This window comes from Microbulbifer sp. ABE4_465 (assembly GCF_056160765.1).
This window is the reverse complement of the sequence record NZ_JBSWXV010000010.1, coordinates 64,106-82,875: the sequence shown is the minus strand read 5'-3', so window position 1 is coordinate 82,875 and position 18,770 is coordinate 64,106. Positions and strand designations below refer to the sequence as shown.

The window sequence follows — 18,770 nt, the reverse complement described above, 5'->3', positions numbered from 1 at the left end:
TGTGTGCAAAAGCGGGTTAGATTCCGAGCATACTGCCTGCGATTGTTAGCATTGTTACTCGTGATCCCAATGCACCCTAGATACTTTCCCCGATGTAGGGTTTACCAAAATATAGCCTGCACTACTATGGGACTCTTGACATGTTGAGAATCGAACTAACCAAGTACTTTCATCTTTCTTTGCTGCAGCCCAGACCGGTAAGTGGACACCATCATACCGGGGCATAAGCTTGTTAAAAGCGATTTCAGTTGCATGCATTGCAACCTTACTCTCCTTTTTTTCCGGCACTAGCGAGTAATAATTTCTGATTTCATCTTTTACGCATACGTGAGTAGGAATCTCATATCCATATGAAAAGCTACTCATCAAAATTCCAGAAAGTGCGATTTTGTTCATGTTGATGCTAACGCCCACGGCAGGGGCGGCTTACCTTACGCGCGTTTTACGCGAAAATGGGAGCGAAGCGACCCGCGTGAAACGTGCGTAAGGTAAGCCGTCCCGCGGAGGCCCGAAGGGCCGGAGCTTCACTGCCCGTGATTGTTATACGTTGCCGCCACTGCTCTGCCCAGGCAACACACTTACATAAAACTGGGCAGGTAGACGCATTGCACTAACCTGAACTTTACTATCATTGTAAACTTTCTGATACTAAACCTACTCAACCGCAAATATTCGTGTTCCATCTCCGGCACAATACTTCGATTTGAGAGCTGGCAATCTCAGAAACCACACCATCAAATGAAATGGTTAATGCTGTCCCTACTCCTTTTACCTCTTTGAAATCAGGAAGGTTATAAATGCAGAGGAAAAAGATATTTTCATCTTCCTCTCCATAAAATAATGGACTTTCAATTTTAACCTGATTCATGACTTCCTGACGTATAACGCCCAGCGCAGGCGCAGCCAGCGCGGAGCACTTTTTGTGTTAATGTGTGAGCGCCAGCGAGTAACACAAAAGGTGCGTAGCGTTGGCTGTCGCTCTGCCGCTGTTTGTTATGTTGGATTTCGCTCGGAGTGGACCATGCGCTCCGTACGGACTCTATAGCTCTCTTCAAACGCGATGAGCACCGCAAGCACTCCAGCTAGTAAATACCCCCCAAATGGGTAAATCAAAAATGACAGCACATACATTTGGCTGATACCAGCAAACATCGCAGGAACAATACTTAGCGGTATTAGCACGAACAGCGCAATTGAAACTGCGTGAATTACTTTTACGAAGACTAAAAGCGGATTCAAATTTTCGCTTCTAAGATTTATGTATCCGTACATTTGACCTCTCCTTAGTCATTTTATTGCTCTACAACATAACGCCGCGAGCAGCGGCAGCTTACTTTGTGCGCTTTATTGCGCGAAAATGGGAGCGTAGCGACCGCGCAATAAAGTGGACAAAGTAAGCTGTCCGGTGGAGGCCCGCAGGGCTGGAACGAATTGCCTCGCCTTGTTAATGTTTGATGACCTGAAAGCAATTTAATACTGCACAAGACCACCAAGCCCAACGCCCCGAATAACTAACATACTACGAGTGGCACGGTTGGCTGTACCATACCACGCTTTCCCTCGAGCGGCTTACACGCCCAAAAGGAAAAACCCACTCAACTTTTTCCGCCGCCAGTGAACACCCTAACGAAGGGAAGCCACCGAAGGATCTTTATATCAACCGTCAATCCCTGCTAGCGATGCCGTATCTACAACGCTGGAGGCCGCCGAATCGCTCATCAAGCACACTGCAATTTTCAGGCGGCGGCATGATGAACCTGAACATTAACGCCCACAGCAGGGGCGGCCTACTTTATGCGCGTTTTGCGCGAAAATGGGAGCGTAGCGACCGCGCAAAACGTGCATAAAGTAGGACGTCCCGCGGAGGCCCAAAGGGCCGGAGCCTTGCTGCCTGTGATTGTTAAGTACCGAGCGCCAATTTGGCTCCGTAAGTCAGGCCTAACTTCACTGTCGTTAGCGCAGATTCTTTACCTAAAGTCTGTATACCTTTGCTTAGCCGCTCACCAATTGACATCTTGGATTGCAGCCCCTCTGGAACTGAATTTAATACTTCTAACCCCTTGGGAGTCAACGTAACGCCTTCATAGGAAATTGCTTTATCGGGATTTGAGCACCATAGGTACCCTGCCTTTATCAACCAATCAATTGCTTCATCAGCAATCTGATACTCAAGTTCAGCAAGATTAAAGTATCCCTCAGGATCGTCCCCGAGAGATTTCTTTATGGCAACACCTATTTCCATTTTTGAAATGGAAACTTTTAAAGGAAATTCGCTGTAGCAACGGCCGAAAATTTCTGCTACGGCGATATTAAATGCTTCGATATTCTTCATAGGTACTTAACGCCGTGCGCAGCGGCGGCTTACTTTGTGTATTTTTTGCGCAAAAATAGGAGCGTAGCGACTGCGCAAAAAGTGCGCAAAGTAAGACGTCGGTCTGCCGCACCTTGTTAACTGTTGCGCTCACTCAACCGCTGAGCGACCTCAACAGGCTCCACTTCCATACCGAAAAAGTGAGCGTCCCAATTAGGACCGACCAAGTGTCCATCACCATGCATTCCCTTGAGCCAATTATCAATAAAGCTATCCAGCTCAATCATAGTCGGATTGGAATCCATCCAGATTTCCCTGCAATGTCTTTTTGCATAAGATTTGTCTGACCAAAATACATAAATGAGAGTTTCATCATACTCATTCGACTGGCTAGTAGCCCAAGTGCCATCTGGATGCTGAATCCCCCATACTTCACCCGACACTCTCACTCTCTTGATAAATCTTTCGTAATTTTCTTTTGTTGTAGCTGAATCTTGGAACATAAATTAATTACTAGTTACAGTTAACGCCCAGCGCAGGCGCAGCCAGCGCGGAGCACCTTTTGTGTTAATGTTTGAGCGCCAGCGAGTAACACAAAAGGTGCGTAGCGTTGGCTGTCGCTCTGCCGCTGATTGTTATGTGTTACCTGTATCGCTTCGCCCACGCCTTCATTCCAACGGCCGGATCATAGCCTCCGATAACACAGACGATAAAATAGGAGACAAGATAGGCCGCGCCAGCCCCTAGCCCGCCACCAATTACCAGCAGCCAGATTTCGCCGTCAACCCCTTTGGCATCCAAAGGAATCTCATTAAATTTACGAAATAAATAAAGTGGGCCAAGCATGAAAGTCAAAAGAGCTAAAAAAGAACACAATCCGCCGAAAATCTGAATGGCTCTTAATTTCATTCTCTCAGACCGGCCCATATACCAGCTCATAATTGCTCCGACACATAACGCCGCGCACAGGGGCGGCTTACTTTATGCGCGTTTTGCGCGAAAATAGGAGCGCAGCGACTAGCGCAAGACGTGCATAAAGTAAGCCGTCCCTTTGCTGCGCTTTGTTAAGCATTTACCTCGCTCCACACTACGCTAGTGATTTCTGGCTGCTTGGACAGAACTTGTTCTAGTGCCTTTAGCAACGGTTTGGCGTAATCAACGGGAGCCTTGTTGCGGCCAAAGATACTCTTAGCCTTGCAGTCCAGGTAAACACGCCATTGATTATTTGAGTCAGCGACATTGCCGCAACAGAGCCAATACTCATTATCATCCACGAAATATTCCAAAAACCATCCCCAATCTTCAAAATTTGGGTAAGTAGTCTCTATACCTTCCGATGCTAGCTCGCTAGACAACCACCAAGCCAACTCAGCTCCATAAACATTCGGATTTACCTGAGCTTCATCGGACAGAAATGGTTTAAAGAGTTCTGATTTGAAATCTACACATGTATTCATGGTTTTGTGCTTAACGCCGCGCTCAGCCGCAGCTTACTTTGTGCGCCTTTTGCGCGAAAATGGGAGCGTAGCGACCGCGCAAAAGGTGCGCAAAGTAAGCTGTCGGCCTGCAGCGCCTTGTTAAGAGCGGAAGTACGCACGGACTCCACCATTGAAAAAGAGATAGCCAAGAATCACCGCTGTGAGAGCAGCACCAAAGATGATGGACGGAACTTGCTGCATTAAACCGAATGGAATTATCATAACAGCGGCCAACAATACAGAATAGACCTGCCTTGAATATTGCCAACGCCTTAAGAATAACACCGCAGTAACAGGCATAAGTAGACCTACTGTTGCTGTTGGGATTGCCAACCCGGACTCCCAAAGTTCCGCAGCGCCCATAGTAACGCCATTAAAATTTATCGGGATACCTGGAACAGCTACTGCTAATAATAGGTAAATACAAAAAAGTGCATGCGCTGTCAAAAATTTTAACAATGTCGGCATATCATTAAATGCTTGATACATGGCTTTGCTCTTAACGCCCACGGCAGGGGCGGCTTACCTTATGCGCGTTTTGCGCGAAAATGGGAGCGTAGTGACCCGCGTGAAACGTGCATAAGGTAAGCCGTCCCGCGGAGGCCCGGAGGGCCGTAGCATTACTGCCCGTGTTTGTTAGGCATTTGTACCTCGGTGTACATTTCTTGGAGCTCAGTAGGAATTTCTCCATAAATCTTTGCCCGCCGAAACGCCTCACTTGCACCAAGATAATCCCCTTCTTTGAAAAGCCTTTCAGCATCCTCTAAGTGCTGCTTATAACGCTCTTCTCTCAAGCCAGCACTCTCACCTCCTTTGACCAGCATACCGATCCCAGTAAAAAGAAAGAGGACCAGTAGCCCGCCAATTATGAATGCTGGATTTGCGAAAAATATTGTTGCGAAAACACTCGCGACGAAGAGATAAAAACCAATTTTGGCGATTTTATTATTTCCGCTATCGTTGCCACCACCAAATTTTCCGCCATATCTCTTTATCTGCATGCTGGTTTGCCTAACGCCCAGCGCAGGCGCAGCCAACGCGGAGCGCATTTTGTGTTAATGTTTGAGCGCCAGCGAGTAACACAAAAGGTGCGTAGCGTTGGATGTCGCTCTGCCGCTGTTTGTTATGCATTTTGCTGCTTTGCGAGTTCTTTTTTGTAAGAGCGCTCAGTTGACGTCCATACAAAATAGCCAAAAGCTAAACCTCCCAGAGACCAGAGGACAGCACTAAAAGCTATAAAAATTGGCGACCACTGCCCATCATCAGGCTTATTAGCTATGAATGTCATGACCAAAAACATTGGCAAACCCCAAGCCAACAATCCATTGATAAGAATAAATTTTTTCCTTCCCTTTTCTCTTGTCTTGGACCAATTTTCAAAATGCTTTTTCTTCACGGCCTAGTTTCCCTCTAAATTCGTTCTGAACTTCCGGATGCATAACGCCCAGCGCAGGCGCAGCCAACGCGGAGCGCCTTTTGTGTTAATGTTTGAGCGGCAGCGAGTAACACAAAAGGCGCGTAGTGTTGGCTGTCGCTCTGCCGCTGATTGTTATACGGCACCCGCGCTGGCGTCATGTATCGGAGCAACAAGTTCAGAGGGATCTTCATAAAGAACTATTTCTTGCTGATCCGAGTTAGTCTCAATTTTTACAACCCATTTAGCGCCCATAAACGCCAATTTCCACCAGAAACTCAATTTTTCTACTTTTACGGATTTGATAATTTCAAGTGGAATCTCGATTTTTATTTCCTTTTCAAACATTGCCGCTGGGCAATCACTTGGGCTATATGACCAATGAACGAGCGCTTCTCGATCTACATACAATGCACCTGGTCTCGAACGAAAGCATAAACCGTAATAAGCTCTACTCGTACCGAAGCTAACATCTTCCGGAATATTTCGCTCAGCTTTCCATTGCCTAAATTTTTCTTTCCCCATTAGTTTCAACGGAACTACTCCTTTACTTCATTGACGTATAACGCCCAGCGCAGGCGCAGCCAGCGCGGAGCACCTTTTGTGTTAATGTTTGAGCGCCAGCGAGTAACACAAAAGGTGCGTAGCGTTGGCTGTCGCTCTGCCGCTGATTGTTATGTGTTATCTGTATCGCTTCGCCCACGCCTTCATTCCAACGGCCGGATCATAGCCACCGATAACACAGACGATAAAATAGGAGACAAGATAGGCCGCGCCAGCCCCTAGCCCGCCACCAATTACCAGCAGCCAGATTTCGCCGTCAACCCCTTTGGCATCCAAAGGAATCTCATTAAATTTACGAAATAAATAAAGTGGGCCAAGCATGAAAGTCAAAAGAGCTAAAAAAGAACACAATCCGCCGAAAATCTGAATGGCTCTTAATTTCATTCTCTCAGACCGGCCCATATACCAGCTCATAATTGCTCCGACACATAACGCCCACAGCAGGGGCGGCTTACCTTAAGCGCGTTTTGCGCGAAACTAGGAGCGAAGCGACCGCGCAAAACGTGCTTAGGGTAAGCCGTCCCGCGGAGGCCCGAAGGGCCGGAGCTTTACTGCCTGTGATTGTTAAGTGGGGGGTTAGCACCCGCCGTCTCCTCCACCGCCGCAGTCACCGCCACCACCATTACCACCACCATTACCACCGACATCCCCACCAAAATATGTAGCGCCATTAGAACGTTGGTTCACACCGAATTTTACAATGAACCAAAGAACGCTCGATATGAGAAACGCGGTAAAAACAATTGGTGCTAAGACTGAATTGAGCGGACTATTTGAAGAAAGCTCAATGAATTGCCAAGAGCCAAGAAGCCCCGCCAGATTAAATAAAAATGATTTCATCGGTACTCCTTTACTCACTTAACGCCGCGAGCAGCGGCAGCTTACTTTGTGCGCTTTATTGCGCGAAAATGGGAGCGAAGCGACCGCGCAATAAAGTGGACAAAGTAAGCTGTCCGGTGGAGGCCCGCAGGGCCGGAACGAACTGCCTCGCCTTGTTAATGTTTGATGACCTGAAAGCAATTTAATACCGAACAAGACCACCAAACTCAACGCCACACAATTACTAACATACTGCGAGCGGCACGGTTATCTTTAACATACCACGCTTTCCCTCGAGCGGCTTACATGCCCAAAAGGAAGCCCCCTCTGAACTCTTTCCGCCGCCAGCGCTAACCTTAACGAAGGGAAGCCACTGAAGCCTCTAAAAATCAACCGTCAATCCCTGCTAGCGATACTGCTTCTACAACGCTAGAGGCCGCCGAATCGCTCATCAAGCACGCTGGAATTTTTTAGGCGGCGGCTTGATGAACCTGAACATTAACGCCCAGCGCAGGCGCAGCCAGCGCGGAGCACTTTTTGTGTTAATGTTTGAGCGTCAGCGAGTAACACAAAAAGTGCGTAGTGTTGGCTGTCGCTCTGCCGCTGCTTGTTAAGGCTGGAGCCCTGCCTTGGCAATAGCCTTGTTTACACTACGGTCAATAAAGTAACTTGTTACAACAGGCAAGATAATTACAACACCAACGAGATCAGAGACAATCCCTGGCACTATGACCAGACCTAGGGCAATAGCATACCGTGCTACGAAGAATAACGGTGGCAACTTCTTAAGCTGATCTGAAGAAAGTGAATGATCTTTGCCCGAAATTTTATTTTTAAATTTCCTGCCTAAATTTTTGGAAGCCTTCATAGAGCGCTTGAACTCAGGATAGCGCAGGAAAAGTAAAACTCCGCCTATGGCGGTAGTAATCATATAAAGTCCGATAAGCTTATAAAGCCCAAGCATGGAATGAAGTTGGCCTGTAACTGCAACCTCACTTATTCCAAGAATTATCAGAAAAATTACCGACTTCATATGATTCTGGTTGCCTTAACGCCCAGCGCAGGCGCAGCCAACGCGGAGCGCCTTTTGTGTTAATGTTTGAGCGACAGCGAGTAACACAAAAGGTGCGTAGCGTTGGCTGTCGCTCTGCCGCTGTTTGTTAAGCATTGCCGGACTCCGAAGCAGGGACCAAGGCTAGCAACCACGCTCCCATTGCCACAGTAGCAGTTAGTTCTGGATACAGCGCATACGTAGCAAAACCAGTAGAAATTGTTGCGGAAGCCAATGATGCCGGGCCTAGCGTGTTTGAGGTTGCTCTCTGCTTCTTTCGAGTGTTAGCAACAACACCAAAAATATACAAGAAAGCACCAACTACCAACACCACCAAAATAGAAAAATGTTTTAGCGCAGCTTCTGCTATGTGTACGTAGTAGAGCCTAAATCCTAGAACCCCAATAAATAGCAGCAACCACAATTTCAAGTAACTTGATCTAGCCATGCGTTCCGATGCTTAACGCCCAGCGCAGGCGCAGCCAGCGCGGAGCTCCTTTTGTGTTAATGTTTGAGCGACAGCGAGTAACACAAAAGGTGCGTAGCGTTGGCTGTCGCTCTGCCGCTGATTGTTATGAGTTTCGCTAGTTGCGGAGGTCAAAGAGTACTTCATACTCACCTTTACAAGGTATCCTGGAAGCAGAAAAATTGGTTTTTCTAATGGCTTCTTTAGCGGACCTCTCAAAATACTTTTGATACGCTGAACTTGGCTCTGAATTTGACTCGACGACAGAAATATTATCTACAACTCCACCATCTCGAAGTATAAAACTCAACACGACACGACCTTTATGAAGCGGACGCGCCTTAATTCTTGGGTAATGTGCTTCAACTTTGTCGAGTGCTTTCAGGCTCTCCCCGCAATATTCATATGCAAATGCGTTCGTGCAATAAAGCAAAGAAACAAGGAGTAGTACTCTCATTCAGGTCTCGACTCATAACGCCGCGAGCAGCGGCAGCTTACTTTGTGCGCTTTATTGCGCGAAAATGGGAGCGTAGCGACCGCGCAATAAAGTGGACAAAGTAAGCTGTCCGGTGGAGGCCCGCAGGGCTGGAACGAATTGCCTCGCCTTGTTAATGTTTGATGACCTGAAAGCAATTTAATACTGCACAAGACCACCAAGCCCAACGCCCCGAATAACTAACATACTACGAGTGGCACGGTTGGCTGTACCATACCACGCTTTCCCTCGAGCGGCTTACACGCCCAAAAGGAAAAACCCACTCAACTTTTTCCGCCGCCAGTGAACACCCTAACGAAGGGAAGCCACCGAAGGATCTTTATATCAACCGTCAATCCCTGCTAGCGATGCCGTATCTACAACGCTGGAGGCCGCCGAATCGCTCATCAAGCACACTGCAATTTTCAGGCGGCGGCATGATGAACCTGAACATTAACGCCCAGCGCAGGCGCAGCCAGCGCGGAGCGCCTTTTGTGTTAATGTTTGAGCGCCAGCGAGTAGCACAAAAGGTGCGTAGCGTTGGCTGTCGCTCTGCCGCTGCTTGTTATGCGTGACGGACCCAACCGACACTCAAGACGTAACGCGTACCTGACATTACCCGTGAAACAGAATGTTCAGCAAGGTCTGGGCGAAAGTACTTTACTCTCGTATTTTCGAAAATTGGTGAACTGCATAGAAACTCACCACCAGATTTTGCTTTCTTTAGAACAATATTTAAACGGTAATGTTCTCCGGCGCTCACGGTATCCGTATGAGGTGGAATCTCCGCACCCTCTTTAAATCGAAGAATATAAAAATCGAAAGGGATTGGCCATTTTGATCCGAGAACAAAAAATTTTTCATACCCGCTGTTTTGCCTACCCTTTTCCCATCTCCAAAGCTTCAAATTTTGCGATCTCAATCTTTCAGCTACTCAGACGCATAACGCCGCGAGCAGCGGCAGATTACTTTGTGCGCTTTATTGCGCGAAAATAGGAGCGAAGCGACCGCGCGATAAAGTGGACAAAGTAAGCTGTCCGGTGGAGGCCCGCAGGGCCGGAACGAACTGCCTCGCCTTGTTAATGTTTGATGACCTGAAAGTACTTTAACACTGAACAAGACCACCAAGCCCAACGCCCCGAAAAACTAACATACTACGAGCGGCACGGTTGGCTGTACCATGCCACGCTTTCCCTGGAGCGGCTAAAACGTCCAAAAGGAAAACCCCACTCAACCTCTTCCGCCGCCAGTAAAAACCCTTAACGAAGGGAAGCCACTGAAGACTCTATAGATCAACCGTCAATCCCTGCTAGCGATACTGCTTCTACAACGCTAAAGGCCGCCGAATCGCTCATCAAGCACACTGCAATTTTCAGGCGGCGGCATGATGAACCTGAACATTAACGCCCAGCGCAGGCGCAGCCAGCGCGGAGTACCTTTTGTGTTAATGTTTGAGCGACAGCGAGTAACACAAAAGGTGCGTAGCGTTGGCTGTCGCTCTGCCGCTGATTGTTATGCACTTCGGAGTATTTTGTTAGCGTAGAGGTCCTCTACAGGGAAAATCATTGTGTAATCATCCCAATTTAGGTTCCCATCCACTATCTCATACTCAAGAAACTTTCTTTCAGACTTATACTGTTCATAGTCTGGATGACCCACAGAAAATATAAATGGTGCAAAATCTACGATCTGCTTGTGGCCGTCATTGAAAGTTATTTCAAGAATGTGAGATTTTAGGTGACGGACAGACTCAACCAAAATTTCTGACATTTTTAACTCTCTGCGTGATTACTTTAGGAGCAATAGGCTGCTTTCTCACGAAGTATGAAACCCACTTCTCAACGATTTCATCAGCATATACGTTGACAAATTCTTCAAACTCTTTTCTCTTCTTAGGATCTAAACCCTGCCCTTTATCCTTGATGATAATCTTGCTGATTTTTCCGTGGAAGAAATGAATTTCCGCCTTACTTTCTTTTCCTTCATATTTTGCATGGACGTGAATAGGTTCATGCTCATTGCTATAGAAGAAAAGAGTAATTCCGAGGTATTGATATAGTTTTGGCATCACATTCTCCTTGTGAAGTTTCTCCTTGATTGCATAACGCCGCCGGCAGGGGCAGCTTACCTTGTGCGCGTTTTGCGCGAAAATGGGAGCGCAGCGACCCGCGCAAAACGTGCGCAAGGTAAGCTGTCCCGCGGAGGGCCGAAGGCCCGGAGCAAACTGCCCGGCCTTGTTAACAGGCTTGGGGCCTGACCGCTACCACCGTGACTTCAACGAGGGTATCCCCCTCTAGCTCAACACCCAAACATGCTCTTTGTGGCCAGTTAGCTTGATCTCGGCCGATCCAGGAACACCATGCTTCATCCATTTGCGATTTTTCATTCATTTTTGCAATAAATACTTGCGCCGAAAGGATGTGTTGTTTGCTCGAACCAAGTTCTTCCAAATTTTTGGAGATTACCTCAAGGGCGTTTCTGGTTTGCTCTTTTGTACCTACGCTCGTGTCCGGCGAAGTCGCTACGGAGAAAACAAGATCTTTGTATGCAGAGGATTTATTTCTTCCTGTATATATTCCAGCTACTCGCTCAATCATGGCACTACTTTCTTCGGATAATTCTGACTGTTAACGCCCACGGCAGGGGCGGCTTACCCTATGCTCATTTTGCGCAATAATGGGAGCGAAGCGACCGCGCAAAACGTGCATAGGGTAAGCCGTCCCGCGGAGGCCCGAAGGGCCGGAGCATCACTGCCCGTGATTGTTAATGTTGGAGGCCTGGAAGTGACTTACCAATTTTAAAACCTCCGAGCCTGAACTCGCTAATTACTAGCATACTGCGAGCGGCACGATTGGCTGTACCGTACCACGCTTTCCCTGGAGCGGCTCACAAGCCAAACAGGAAACCACCACTCAACCTCTTCCGCCGTCAGCGCGATCCATAAAGAATGGAAGCCACTGCAGCCATTTAAAATCAACCGTCAGTCGCTGCTAGCGATACGGTTTCTACAAAGCTAGAGGCCGCCGAATAGCTCATCAAGCACACTGTAACTTTCAGGCGGGGGCATGATGAACCTGAACATTAACGCCCAGCGCAGGCGCAGCCAACGCGGAGCGCCTTTTGTGTTAATGTTTGAGCGACAGCGAGTAACACAAAAGGCGCGTAGTGTTGGCTGTCGCTCTGCCGCTGCTTGTTATGTGTTTCTGGCTACTCGTAAATAGTTGCGGCTTGTAACGCATCCGCAAATAGTTGCCAGGAAGGTGCATCTGCGTCGGTGCTTAACTTAAAGTTCTTATAAAAGTGTTCAGAACTTTCTAGCCATGAACGCAAAGCGTCTAAGTATCTTTCTGTGGTTGGATTTTCCCAGTGATCAGGATTTTCCTTAGATAGCTGAGAAATTAACTCAAGAAGATCCTCTTTACTCTCAACCTTTTTATATTCAAGTTCCATGTTCAACTCGTCACTCGGACACATAACGCCGCGAGCAGCGGCAGCTTACTTTGTGCGCTTTATTGCGCAAAAATGGGAGCGAAGCGACCGCGCAATAAAGTGGACAAAGTAAGCTGTCCGGTAGAGGCCCGCAGGGCCGGAACGAACTGCCTCGCCTTGTTAATGTTTGATGACCTGAAAGCAATTTAATACCGAACAGGGCCACCAAACTCAACGCCACAAAATTGCCAACATACTGCGAGCGGCAAAATTGGCTGTACCATACCACGCTTTCCCTGGAGCGGCTTACACGCCCAAAAGGAACACCCCACTCAACCTCTTCCGCCGCCAGTGAAAACCTTAACGAAGGGAAGCCACTGAAGGCTTTTTGGATCAACCGTCAATCCCTGCTAGCGATACTGTTTTCTACAACGCTAGAGGCCGCCGAATCGCTCATCAAGCACGCTGAACCTTTTAGGCGGCGGCATGATGGACCTGAACATTAACGCCCGCAACAGGGGCGACCAATGCTATGCATGTTTTGTGCGAAACTGGGAGCGCAGCGACCCGCACAAAACGTGCATAGCGTTGGGCGTCCCGCGGAGGGCCGAAGGCCCGGAGCATACTGCTTGCGCTTGTTAAGCATTTTCTCCACCGGAGCCACAGTAGATATCAAAATCCAGGGCCAATTTTAATTCCGATATAGATTGAATAGTCTGTGAGCTAAACGCGAATCCCGGATTCACTTCCTCACAGATTGAAACACAAGTTATTCCCAGAGTGTATCTTGGATCTAGGCTCGCAAGCTGATCTTTTAAATCCATGACTTGAGAGAGAACATCTTTCACGTGTATATCTAAACCATCATATATTGAGACGTCCCGTTTTAAGCGACTGTAAAGACACCATTTTGTACAGTCATATGCACCTATTCGCTCCTTTGGGTCTCCTTTTGAATAGGCTGTTGTAGGAGTACGCCCAAGCGCTGCTGAGATTAACTCATGGCGCCCTTCTCCTGTGACATGAAAATATGCGTAAGTGTCATTCATTACTGATGCTTAACGCCGCCGGCAGGGGCAGCTTACCTTGTGCGCGTTTTGCGCAAAAATGGGAGCGCAGCGACCTGCGAAAAACGTGCACAAGGTAAGCTGTCCCGCGGAGGGCCGAAGGCCCGGAGCAAACTGCCCGGCCTTGTTATAGCCCTCACTCTCTGAGCTCCTCCTTCTTAAGGAGATAGATCTTTTCAGCCACGTCAAAGAATTTTGAAATTGCTTCCTCAATTTTACTTAGGTGTCCAACAAATTCATCACTCTGGATACCAACTATTTGCCGAGTAAGTTCATCTATAAGACCTTGCTCATAGGCTGGATTTTTTCCTAGCTCCAAATTAAGAGAGTTAACCTTGTGCATTAAAGAGATTTGATTGAACATCTCCTCTGAGTATCTACCGTGGTGGACAATTTTATTCCTTTCTATTCGATATTCCGTACACAGCTTTCTTACTTTTTTCAGCTGCTTTTCCAGACCATACTTCTTTACATGCTCATTAGTAACTATTAATTCGTGATTGATAGATTCATTTGAGACGCCCAGGTTGAGCAGTCTATTTGTAAATATAAGGCATCTGTCATATATAGCCCCGCTTCTAATGAAATAGTTTTCTATAGCAAACTCTATAAATTCATCAGGCGTGAATTCTGAATTTTTAGGAGCGCTTTCATAAGAGGATATAAGACAGTCAATTGCCAATTTAGACTTATCTACCGAAGCAGAAAGTAATGCCAAACTTTGGGCGCAACAAAGTATATAACCTTCTAGATCATTCGCTATAGGCACTTCACGCGTTTTAACATCCACTCTCTTAAGTGGATTTTCTTCATCTAGTGTTATTGTTTTGGAGATACTGTGCACTTTACTTCCTTGAAGCTATAACGCCGCCGGCAGGGGCAGCTTACCTTGTGCGCGTTTTGCGCGAAAATGGGAGCGCAGCGACCCGCGCAAAACGTGCGCAAGGTAAGCTGTCCCGCGGAGGGCCCCAGGCCCGGAGCGAATTGCCCGGCCTTGTTAATGTTTGATGACCTGAAAGCAATTTACTACTGAACAAGGCCACCAAACCCAACGCCCCGAAAAACTAACATACCGCGAGCGGCACGATTGGCTGTACCATGCCACGCTTTCCCTGGAGCGGCTTACACGCCCAAAAGGAACAACCCTCTGAACTCCTTCCGCCGCCAGCGCTAACCTTAACGAAGGGAAGCCACTGATGCCTCTAAAAATCAACCGTCAATCCCTGCTAGCGATACCGCTTCTACAACGCTAGAGGTCGCCGAATCGCTCATCAAGCACGCTGGAATTTTTAGGCGGCGGCTTGATGAACCTGAACATTAACGCCCAGCGCAGGCGCAGCCAGCGCGGAGCGCATTTTGTGTTAATGTTTGAGCGCCAGCGAGTAACACAAAAGGTGCGTAGCGTTGGCTGTCGCTCTGCCGCTGATTGTTATGCGTTGGAGGCACGGAAGAACCACCAACTTCCATGTAAATCAATTAACCTTGTTCAGAAATTTGGTAGTGACGCTCAACGTTTTTTGTGATTTCACCCCAATACGAACTTTTAACTCGACTCTGATGAAGACTGAATGCTTCTTTGCTTGAGAATTCTTCGTATACGTTGAAGCGACAACTATCACTCTGGTCTTGATTCACGATGAACTTTAGGCACCCAGCCTCCTCTCTTGTAAATTTGATGTGGCTGGCCAGTTCATTCTTAATACTCTCAAGATCTGGCTCGGGAACAACAATGTATCCCTCTAAAATCACCTTGCTCAATGTTCGATCCTTGATGACGCATAACAGTTTTATTCATACGCCATAGGCTTCTGTTGCAGTAGTAATTATTCTTTGGCGCAATACTCATCCACTTGAAAATTCAATTTAGAATCAACCACCTACAAGCTAGAGTGCCGCTCCCCTACCATCTAAAGATGCCCATGGCTTTTGTTCTTAATTTAAAAAGTGGCTTGTTCGCGAAAACCAATTCTTATATTTATCAAAGGGTTAGCCTATCCCATTCCTTGCACACAAGCCATAGGCTGCTGATCTCGGCATTTCTCGAGAAAAGGGCTTGAGTTCCGGGAAAAACCTGCAGGCAGTAAAAAAGCCGGCTCCAAAATTGGAGCCGGCTTATTGCATTCAACCAAAAGATGCGGGCTTGTTACACCGCGCCCTCTTCTATCTTGTGCTTCCAGATCACCGGGCCAGTGTTGTGCACGGATTCGCCATTACTGTCCACGGCGACGGTTACCGGCATATCTTCCACTTCAAATTCGTAGATCGCTTCCATACCCAGTTCCGGGAAGGCGATGACCTTGGCATCTTTAATCGCCTGGGCAACCAGGTAAGCAGCACCACCAACGGCCATCAGGTATACCGCTTTGTTATCGCGAATGGCCTCAATCGCGGTTGGGCCGCGCTCGGCTTTACCGATCATGCCCAGCAGGCCGGTTTCTTCCAGCATGGTGCGGGTAAACTTGTCCATACGGGTGGCAGTGGTAGGACCAGCGGGGCCAACCACTTCTTCCCGCACCGGATCTACCGGGCCCACGTAATAGATGAAGCGACCGGTCAGGTCTACCGGCAGTTTTTCACCCTTGGCAAGGATGTCGACCATCTTCTTGTGGGCGGCGTCGCGGCCGGTGAGCATTTTGCCATTCAGCAACAGAGTGTCACCGGGCTGCCAGTTCAGTACATCTTCTGCGGTCACTTCATCGAGGTTCACGCGACGGGTGTTGCCACCGGCTTCACGGGTGATTTCCGGCCAGTCTTCCAGCTTCGGCGGAGTCTGGCGCGCAGCGCCGGATCCGTCGAGGGTGAAGTGAGTATGTCGGGTCGCGGCACAATTGGGAATAATGGCTACGGCTTTGTTGGCGGCGTGGGTTGGGAAGTCTTTGACTTTCACATCCAGCACGGTGGTGAGGCCGCCCAGGCCCTGGGCACCGATACCCAGTTTGTTGACCTTGTCGAACAGTTCCAGGCGCAGCTCTTCGGCACGGTTGGAGGCGCCGCGCTCCTGCAGATCCTGGATATCGATCGGGTCGAGTAGGGATTCCTTGGCCAAAAGCATCGCTTTCTCGGCGGTACCACCCACACCGATGCCCAGCATGCCAGGTGGGCACCAGCCGGCGCCCATTTTAGGTACCATTTCCAGAACCCAGTCCACGACGGAGTCGGAAGGGTTCAGCATGGCGAATTTGCTCTTCGCTTCAGAGCCGCCGCCTTTCGCCGCAACATACACATCGACGTTGTCGCCTGGCACGATTTCGTAGTGGATCACTGCCGGGGTATTGTCGCCGGTGTTCTTACGGGCACCATCCGGGTCCGCCAGAATGGACGCGCGCAGCACGTTGTCCGGGTTGTTGTAGGCGCGGCGGACACCTTCGTTGACCATATCGGTCACGCTCATTTCCGCATCCCACTGCACATTCATGCCCACTTTCAGTTTCACGGTCACAATGCCGGTGTCCTGACAGATGGGGCGGTGGCCCTGTGCACACATGCGGGAGTTGATCAGGATCTGTGCCATGGCGTCTTTCGCCGCCGGATTGGCTTCCTTCTCGTAGGCCTTGTTGAGGGCCTGGATAAAGTCCTGAGGGTGGTAGTAAGAAATGAACTGCAGCGCGTCGGCCACGCTGTCGATCAGGTCGTCCTGGCGGATTGTCGTCATTGCCGGCTCCGGTTGTCTCTCGTCTCGAAGGCGGCGATTTTACACGAATTGACAGGAGGTGTAGGGCTCGGCGACAGGAAGGGCAGTGAGAATTTACTCGAGGGAGCCGGTAATCATTAATGAGAATTATTAGCGGCGACATTGGTCGCCGCTAATCGAGCTTCCTTTAAAGCGCCCCTTTTTAGGGCGCGGAAGCGGTGGCAGAACTGGACTGCAAGCTGCGAATCGCGTCGCGCAGCTGGACCAGGTCCTTGTTCACCGTGCGGCGATAGCTGTCGATAGACTGCACGGCTTCTTCGTTCGCTCCCACGCGCGCGGTCAGGTCTGCTCGCACTGAATTCAGCTGACGCTCCAGGCTCGCCACCTTGTCTTTGGTTTCGCGGGACGCGCTCGCGGTGGACTCTTTCAGTTTGGTGATGTCGCTCTCTAGCGCGGCAACCTTTTTGAGGCTGCTCTCAAAGCCCTTCACTTTACTGGTAAGTGCGGCCACCTCTTTCTTGGCAGCCTCTGCCGTAGCCTTGTTCGCAGCGATGCTCTTGCGGTTGGTGTCATAAGACACGCCCCACAATTTGCGGATCTCAGAGGAGTTCTCTTTCACTTTTGCGTTGAGAACCTCTACCGAAGCCGCTGACTCCTCACCAGACATTTCAAAGCGCTTCTCCAGCTGGACGATGCGAGCATCCGCGTCTTTCAGCTGAGCTGCGGTTTCCTGCCACTGGGTATACAGGAAACCCGCCCCCCCCAGACCGGCCAGTGCCAGCATGAGTGCGACGATTGCCAGAAAAGAGGAACCACCACTACTCGGCTCCACCACGGGTGCAGGCGCCGACGGCTGGGCTGGCGCGTGGCGGCGGCCACCGATGGGGCCATTGGGGATCTGAGGGTCCATAGAAGATGAACTGCTGCCATCGAATGTGGGCTCTCTGCGTTGCATGCTGATGTCCTGCGTTGGCTCGCTGCCGGTGACCTGCTGGGCACCCGGCGTGAATGAGCGAAAAATAAGGATGAAAACTGCGGCAGTTATACCAAAAATTGACGAAAAAGTAAGCGGGTCCAGTTATCAGAATAGGACACTGACAGCCCGCGACCGTTCCGGCATTGATAATCATTCGCGAAACATGGCGAACGATACCCGCAGCTTTACGACATTTGAATCGTTTTTGGTCTGTCCAGTGGCTTAATAATGACATCAAGCGGGTGTAGAATGCGTGCCACCAATAACTGACCTGCTACTGTACTTGGGTCGGTACAGGTCCCGGACAAAGGAAGGAATATCACATGGCACATGTTCTCCCCGAACTCCCCTATGCTATGGACGCGCTGCAGCCGCACATCTCCAAAGAGACTCTGGAATTCCACTACGGCAAGCACCACAAAACCTACGTGGACAAGCTGAACGGCCTGCTGGACGGTACCCCGGAAGCGGACAAGACTCTGGAAGAAGTGATCAAGTCTTCCTCCGGTGGCGTTTTCAATAACGCTGCACAAATCTGGAACCACACCTTCTACTGGAACTGCCTGAGCCCCAACGGCGGCGGCGCAGCCACCGGTGCAGTAGCCGAAGCGATCAATGCGGCTTTCGGTTCTTTCGACAAGTTCAAAGAAGAGTTCACCGCTAGTGCTGTGAACAACTTCGGTTCTGGCTGGACCTGGCTGGTCAAGAAATCCGACGGCTCTGTCGCCATCGTAAACACCTCCAATGCCGAAACCCCGCTGACCGACGACAGCGTCACTCCGCTGCTGACCTGTGACGTTTGGGAGCACGCCTACTACATCGACTACCGCAACGCGCGTCCGAAGTACATGGAAGCTTTCTGGGCACTGCTGAACTGGGACTTCGTGAACCAGAACTTTGCCTGATCACTGAATCTTCTCAGTGCATCGAAAGCGGGCCCCGGTGGCCCGCTTTTTTGTGCCCGTCGCTTCTTCCCCCCTTCCCCTGCGCCGAAAAAATGACCGCCTCGCCGTAAAATTTGCAACCGCAGCCGCTTCTGGTTACAACACTGGGCCCAAGCCCTTATTATTCACTGACGCTGAGATAACA

The 18,770-nt window shown here is 49.3% G+C and carries 26 protein-coding genes; 1 reads left to right on the top strand and 25 read right to left on the bottom strand.

Features of this window, described 5'->3' with window-relative positions; all coding sequences use genetic code 11:
* Nucleotides 1–54: 54 nt before the first annotated feature.
* The 25 genes from ACXAG1_RS14865 to ACXAG1_RS14745 all read right to left on the bottom strand — a co-directional run bounded on the left by ACXAG1_RS14865 (nucleotide 55) and on the right by ACXAG1_RS14745 (nucleotide 17,660).
* A complete protein-coding gene (locus tag ACXAG1_RS14865; protein WP_475092361.1) occupies nucleotides 55–396 on the bottom strand; it encodes a hypothetical protein in 342 nt (113 codons plus the stop codon).
* A gap of 262 nt (nucleotides 397–658) precedes the next feature.
* Entirely contained in the window at nucleotides 659–868 is a 210-nt protein-coding gene (locus ACXAG1_RS14860; protein WP_475120129.1) for a hypothetical protein, read from the bottom strand.
* Between the two features lie 125 nt (nucleotides 869–993).
* Nucleotides 994–1,272: a hypothetical protein gene (locus ACXAG1_RS14855; RefSeq protein WP_475092252.1), complete on the bottom strand. Its 279-nt coding sequence runs from the start codon at nucleotides 1,270–1,272 to the stop codon at nucleotides 994–996.
* A 628-nt stretch (nucleotides 1,273–1,900) separates the two neighbouring features.
* On the bottom strand, nucleotides 1,901–2,332 hold the full coding sequence (locus ACXAG1_RS14850; protein WP_475120128.1) for a hypothetical protein: 432 nt from the start codon (nucleotides 2,330–2,332) through the stop codon (nucleotides 1,901–1,903).
* A 116-nt stretch (nucleotides 2,333–2,448) separates the two neighbouring features.
* Nucleotides 2,449–2,814: a DUF2750 domain-containing protein gene (locus ACXAG1_RS14845; protein ID WP_475120127.1), complete on the bottom strand. Its 366-nt coding sequence runs from the start codon at nucleotides 2,812–2,814 to the stop codon at nucleotides 2,449–2,451.
* Between the two features lie 139 nt (nucleotides 2,815–2,953).
* The gene (locus ACXAG1_RS14840; RefSeq protein WP_475119792.1) at nucleotides 2,954–3,250 is read right to left on the bottom strand and encodes a hypothetical protein; all 297 of its coding nucleotides are present in this window, start codon (nucleotides 3,248–3,250) and stop codon (nucleotides 2,954–2,956) included.
* A 125-nt stretch (nucleotides 3,251–3,375) separates the two neighbouring features.
* Entirely contained in the window at nucleotides 3,376–3,768 is a 393-nt protein-coding gene (locus ACXAG1_RS14835; protein WP_475120126.1) for a hypothetical protein, read from the bottom strand.
* Between the two features lie 120 nt (nucleotides 3,769–3,888).
* Nucleotides 3,889–4,278: a hypothetical protein gene (locus ACXAG1_RS14830; RefSeq protein ID WP_475093518.1), complete on the bottom strand. Its 390-nt coding sequence runs from the start codon at nucleotides 4,276–4,278 to the stop codon at nucleotides 3,889–3,891.
* Nucleotides 4,279–4,409: 131 nt separating this feature from the next.
* Nucleotides 4,410–4,790: a hypothetical protein gene (locus ACXAG1_RS14825; protein ID WP_475120125.1), complete on the bottom strand. Its 381-nt coding sequence runs from the start codon at nucleotides 4,788–4,790 to the stop codon at nucleotides 4,410–4,412.
* A gap of 122 nt (nucleotides 4,791–4,912) precedes the next feature.
* A complete protein-coding gene (locus ACXAG1_RS14820) occupies nucleotides 4,913–5,185 on the bottom strand; it encodes a hypothetical protein (protein ID WP_475120124.1) in 273 nt (90 codons plus the stop codon).
* A gap of 153 nt (nucleotides 5,186–5,338) precedes the next feature.
* Entirely contained in the window at nucleotides 5,339–5,737 is a 399-nt protein-coding gene (locus ACXAG1_RS14815; RefSeq protein ID WP_475120123.1) for a hypothetical protein, read from the bottom strand.
* A gap of 147 nt (nucleotides 5,738–5,884) precedes the next feature.
* Entirely contained in the window at nucleotides 5,885–6,181 is a 297-nt protein-coding gene (locus tag ACXAG1_RS14810) for a hypothetical protein (RefSeq protein ID WP_475119792.1), read from the bottom strand.
* 162 nt (nucleotides 6,182–6,343) lie between these two features.
* Nucleotides 6,344–6,607, bottom strand: a complete 264-nt coding sequence (locus ACXAG1_RS14805) for a hypothetical protein (protein WP_475120122.1) — start codon at nucleotides 6,605–6,607, stop codon at nucleotides 6,344–6,346.
* A 589-nt stretch (nucleotides 6,608–7,196) separates the two neighbouring features.
* Nucleotides 7,197–7,619 (bottom strand): FxsA family protein, encoded by a 423-nt coding sequence (locus ACXAG1_RS14800; protein ID WP_475120121.1) that lies wholly within the window; start codon nucleotides 7,617–7,619, stop codon nucleotides 7,197–7,199.
* 127 nt (nucleotides 7,620–7,746) lie between these two features.
* Complete coding sequence (locus ACXAG1_RS14795; protein WP_475120120.1) at nucleotides 7,747–8,085, bottom strand: hypothetical protein; 339 nt, start codon at nucleotides 8,083–8,085, stop codon at nucleotides 7,747–7,749.
* A gap of 136 nt (nucleotides 8,086–8,221) precedes the next feature.
* On the bottom strand, nucleotides 8,222–8,560 hold the full coding sequence (locus tag ACXAG1_RS14790) for an energy transducer TonB family protein (protein WP_475120119.1): 339 nt from the start codon (nucleotides 8,558–8,560) through the stop codon (nucleotides 8,222–8,224).
* Between the two features lie 1,530 nt (nucleotides 8,561–10,090).
* Nucleotides 10,091–10,348: a DUF2442 domain-containing protein gene (locus ACXAG1_RS14785; protein WP_043319731.1), complete on the bottom strand. Its 258-nt coding sequence runs from the start codon at nucleotides 10,346–10,348 to the stop codon at nucleotides 10,091–10,093.
* Nucleotides 10,329–10,646, bottom strand: a complete 318-nt coding sequence (locus ACXAG1_RS14780; protein ID WP_043319732.1) for a DUF4160 domain-containing protein — start codon at nucleotides 10,644–10,646, stop codon at nucleotides 10,329–10,331. The genes ACXAG1_RS14785 and ACXAG1_RS14780 overlap by 20 nt, the downstream gene beginning before the upstream one ends.
* Nucleotides 10,647–10,815: 169 nt before the next feature.
* The gene (locus ACXAG1_RS14775; protein ID WP_475120118.1) at nucleotides 10,816–11,175 is read right to left on the bottom strand and encodes a Rid family hydrolase; all 360 of its coding nucleotides are present in this window, start codon (nucleotides 11,173–11,175) and stop codon (nucleotides 10,816–10,818) included.
* 610 nt (nucleotides 11,176–11,785) lie between these two features.
* Nucleotides 11,786–12,028 carry a DUF7660 family protein gene (locus tag ACXAG1_RS14770; RefSeq protein WP_475120117.1) on the bottom strand — a complete coding sequence of 81 codons (243 nt, stop codon included), beginning with the start codon at nucleotides 12,026–12,028 and terminating at the stop codon, nucleotides 11,786–11,788.
* A 617-nt stretch (nucleotides 12,029–12,645) separates the two neighbouring features.
* Entirely contained in the window at nucleotides 12,646–13,056 is a 411-nt protein-coding gene (locus tag ACXAG1_RS14765) for a DUF4279 domain-containing protein (RefSeq protein WP_475120116.1), read from the bottom strand.
* A 154-nt stretch (nucleotides 13,057–13,210) separates the two neighbouring features.
* Complete coding sequence (locus ACXAG1_RS14760) at nucleotides 13,211–13,918, bottom strand: Cthe_2314 family HEPN domain-containing protein (RefSeq protein ID WP_475120115.1); 708 nt, start codon at nucleotides 13,916–13,918, stop codon at nucleotides 13,211–13,213.
* Nucleotides 13,919–14,550: 632 nt separating this feature from the next.
* Nucleotides 14,551–14,823, bottom strand: coding sequence for a putative quinol monooxygenase (locus tag ACXAG1_RS14755; RefSeq protein ID WP_475120167.1), 273 nt, complete (start codon nucleotides 14,821–14,823; stop codon nucleotides 14,551–14,553).
* A gap of 394 nt (nucleotides 14,824–15,217) precedes the next feature.
* A complete protein-coding gene (locus ACXAG1_RS14750) occupies nucleotides 15,218–16,726 on the bottom strand; it encodes a fumarate hydratase (RefSeq protein WP_475093526.1) in 1,509 nt (502 codons plus the stop codon).
* A 181-nt stretch (nucleotides 16,727–16,907) separates the two neighbouring features.
* Nucleotides 16,908–17,660, bottom strand: coding sequence for a hypothetical protein (locus ACXAG1_RS14745; RefSeq protein WP_475093527.1), 753 nt, complete (start codon nucleotides 17,658–17,660; stop codon nucleotides 16,908–16,910).
* Nucleotides 17,661–18,004: 344 nt separating this feature from the next.
* Here ACXAG1_RS14745 and ACXAG1_RS14740 point away from each other — a divergent pair, with 344 nt between their 5' ends.
* Complete coding sequence (locus ACXAG1_RS14740; RefSeq protein WP_475093528.1) at nucleotides 18,005–18,586, top strand: superoxide dismutase; 582 nt, start codon at nucleotides 18,005–18,007, stop codon at nucleotides 18,584–18,586.
* The last annotated feature ends 184 nt before the right edge of the window (nucleotides 18,587–18,770 follow it).

Excerpts from the sequence above, each read along its gene's own strand:
- ACXAG1_RS14790 (WP_475120119.1), bottom strand. The coding sequence starts at position 8,560 with ATGAGAGTACTACTCCTTGTTTCTTTGCTTTATTGCACGAACGCATTT.
- ACXAG1_RS14865 (WP_475092361.1), bottom strand. The coding sequence starts at position 396 with ATGAACAAAATCGCACTTTCTGGAATTTTGATGAGTAGCTTTTCATAT.
- ACXAG1_RS14745 (WP_475093527.1), bottom strand. The coding sequence starts at position 17,660 with ATGCAACGCAGAGAGCCCACATTCGATGGCAGCAGTTCATCTTCTATG.
- ACXAG1_RS14830 (WP_475093518.1), bottom strand. The coding sequence starts at position 4,278 with ATGTATCAAGCATTTAATGATATGCCGACATTGTTAAAATTTTTGACA.
- ACXAG1_RS14765 (WP_475120116.1), bottom strand. The coding sequence starts at position 13,056 with ATGAATGACACTTACGCATATTTTCATGTCACAGGAGAAGGGCGCCAT.
- ACXAG1_RS14845 (WP_475120127.1), bottom strand. The coding sequence starts at position 2,814 with ATGTTCCAAGATTCAGCTACAACAAAAGAAAATTACGAAAGATTTATC.
- ACXAG1_RS14860 (WP_475120129.1), bottom strand. The coding sequence starts at position 868 with ATGAATCAGGTTAAAATTGAAAGTCCATTATTTTATGGAGAGGAAGAT.
- ACXAG1_RS14800 (WP_475120121.1), bottom strand. The coding sequence starts at position 7,619 with ATGAAGTCGGTAATTTTTCTGATAATTCTTGGAATAAGTGAGGTTGCA.
- ACXAG1_RS14785 (WP_043319731.1), bottom strand. The coding sequence starts at position 10,348 with ATGTCAGAAATTTTGGTTGAGTCTGTCCGTCACCTAAAATCTCACATT.
- ACXAG1_RS14805 (WP_475120122.1), bottom strand. The coding sequence starts at position 6,607 with ATGAAATCATTTTTATTTAATCTGGCGGGGCTTCTTGGCTCTTGGCAA.
- ACXAG1_RS14770 (WP_475120117.1), bottom strand. The coding sequence starts at position 12,028 with ATGGAACTTGAATATAAAAAGGTTGAGAGTAAAGAGGATCTTCTTGAG.
- ACXAG1_RS14795 (WP_475120120.1), bottom strand. The coding sequence starts at position 8,085 with ATGGCTAGATCAAGTTACTTGAAATTGTGGTTGCTGCTATTTATTGGG.
- ACXAG1_RS14825 (WP_475120125.1), bottom strand. The coding sequence starts at position 4,790 with ATGCAGATAAAGAGATATGGCGGAAAATTTGGTGGTGGCAACGATAGC.
- ACXAG1_RS14810 (WP_475119792.1), bottom strand. The coding sequence starts at position 6,181 with ATGAGCTGGTATATGGGCCGGTCTGAGAGAATGAAATTAAGAGCCATT.
- ACXAG1_RS14840 (WP_475119792.1), bottom strand. The coding sequence starts at position 3,250 with ATGAGCTGGTATATGGGCCGGTCTGAGAGAATGAAATTAAGAGCCATT.
- ACXAG1_RS14780 (WP_043319732.1), bottom strand. The coding sequence starts at position 10,646 with ATGCCAAAACTATATCAATACCTCGGAATTACTCTTTTCTTCTATAGC.
- ACXAG1_RS14775 (WP_475120118.1), bottom strand. The coding sequence starts at position 11,175 with ATGATTGAGCGAGTAGCTGGAATATATACAGGAAGAAATAAATCCTCT.
- ACXAG1_RS14740 (WP_475093528.1), top strand. The coding sequence starts at position 18,005 with ATGGCACATGTTCTCCCCGAACTCCCCTATGCTATGGACGCGCTGCAG.
- ACXAG1_RS14835 (WP_475120126.1), bottom strand. The coding sequence starts at position 3,768 with ATGAATACATGTGTAGATTTCAAATCAGAACTCTTTAAACCATTTCTG.
- ACXAG1_RS14855 (WP_475092252.1), bottom strand. The coding sequence starts at position 1,272 with ATGTACGGATACATAAATCTTAGAAGCGAAAATTTGAATCCGCTTTTA.
- ACXAG1_RS14750 (WP_475093526.1), bottom strand. The coding sequence starts at position 16,726 with ATGACGACAATCCGCCAGGACGACCTGATCGACAGCGTGGCCGACGCG.
- ACXAG1_RS14850 (WP_475120128.1), bottom strand. The coding sequence starts at position 2,332 with ATGAAGAATATCGAAGCATTTAATATCGCCGTAGCAGAAATTTTCGGC.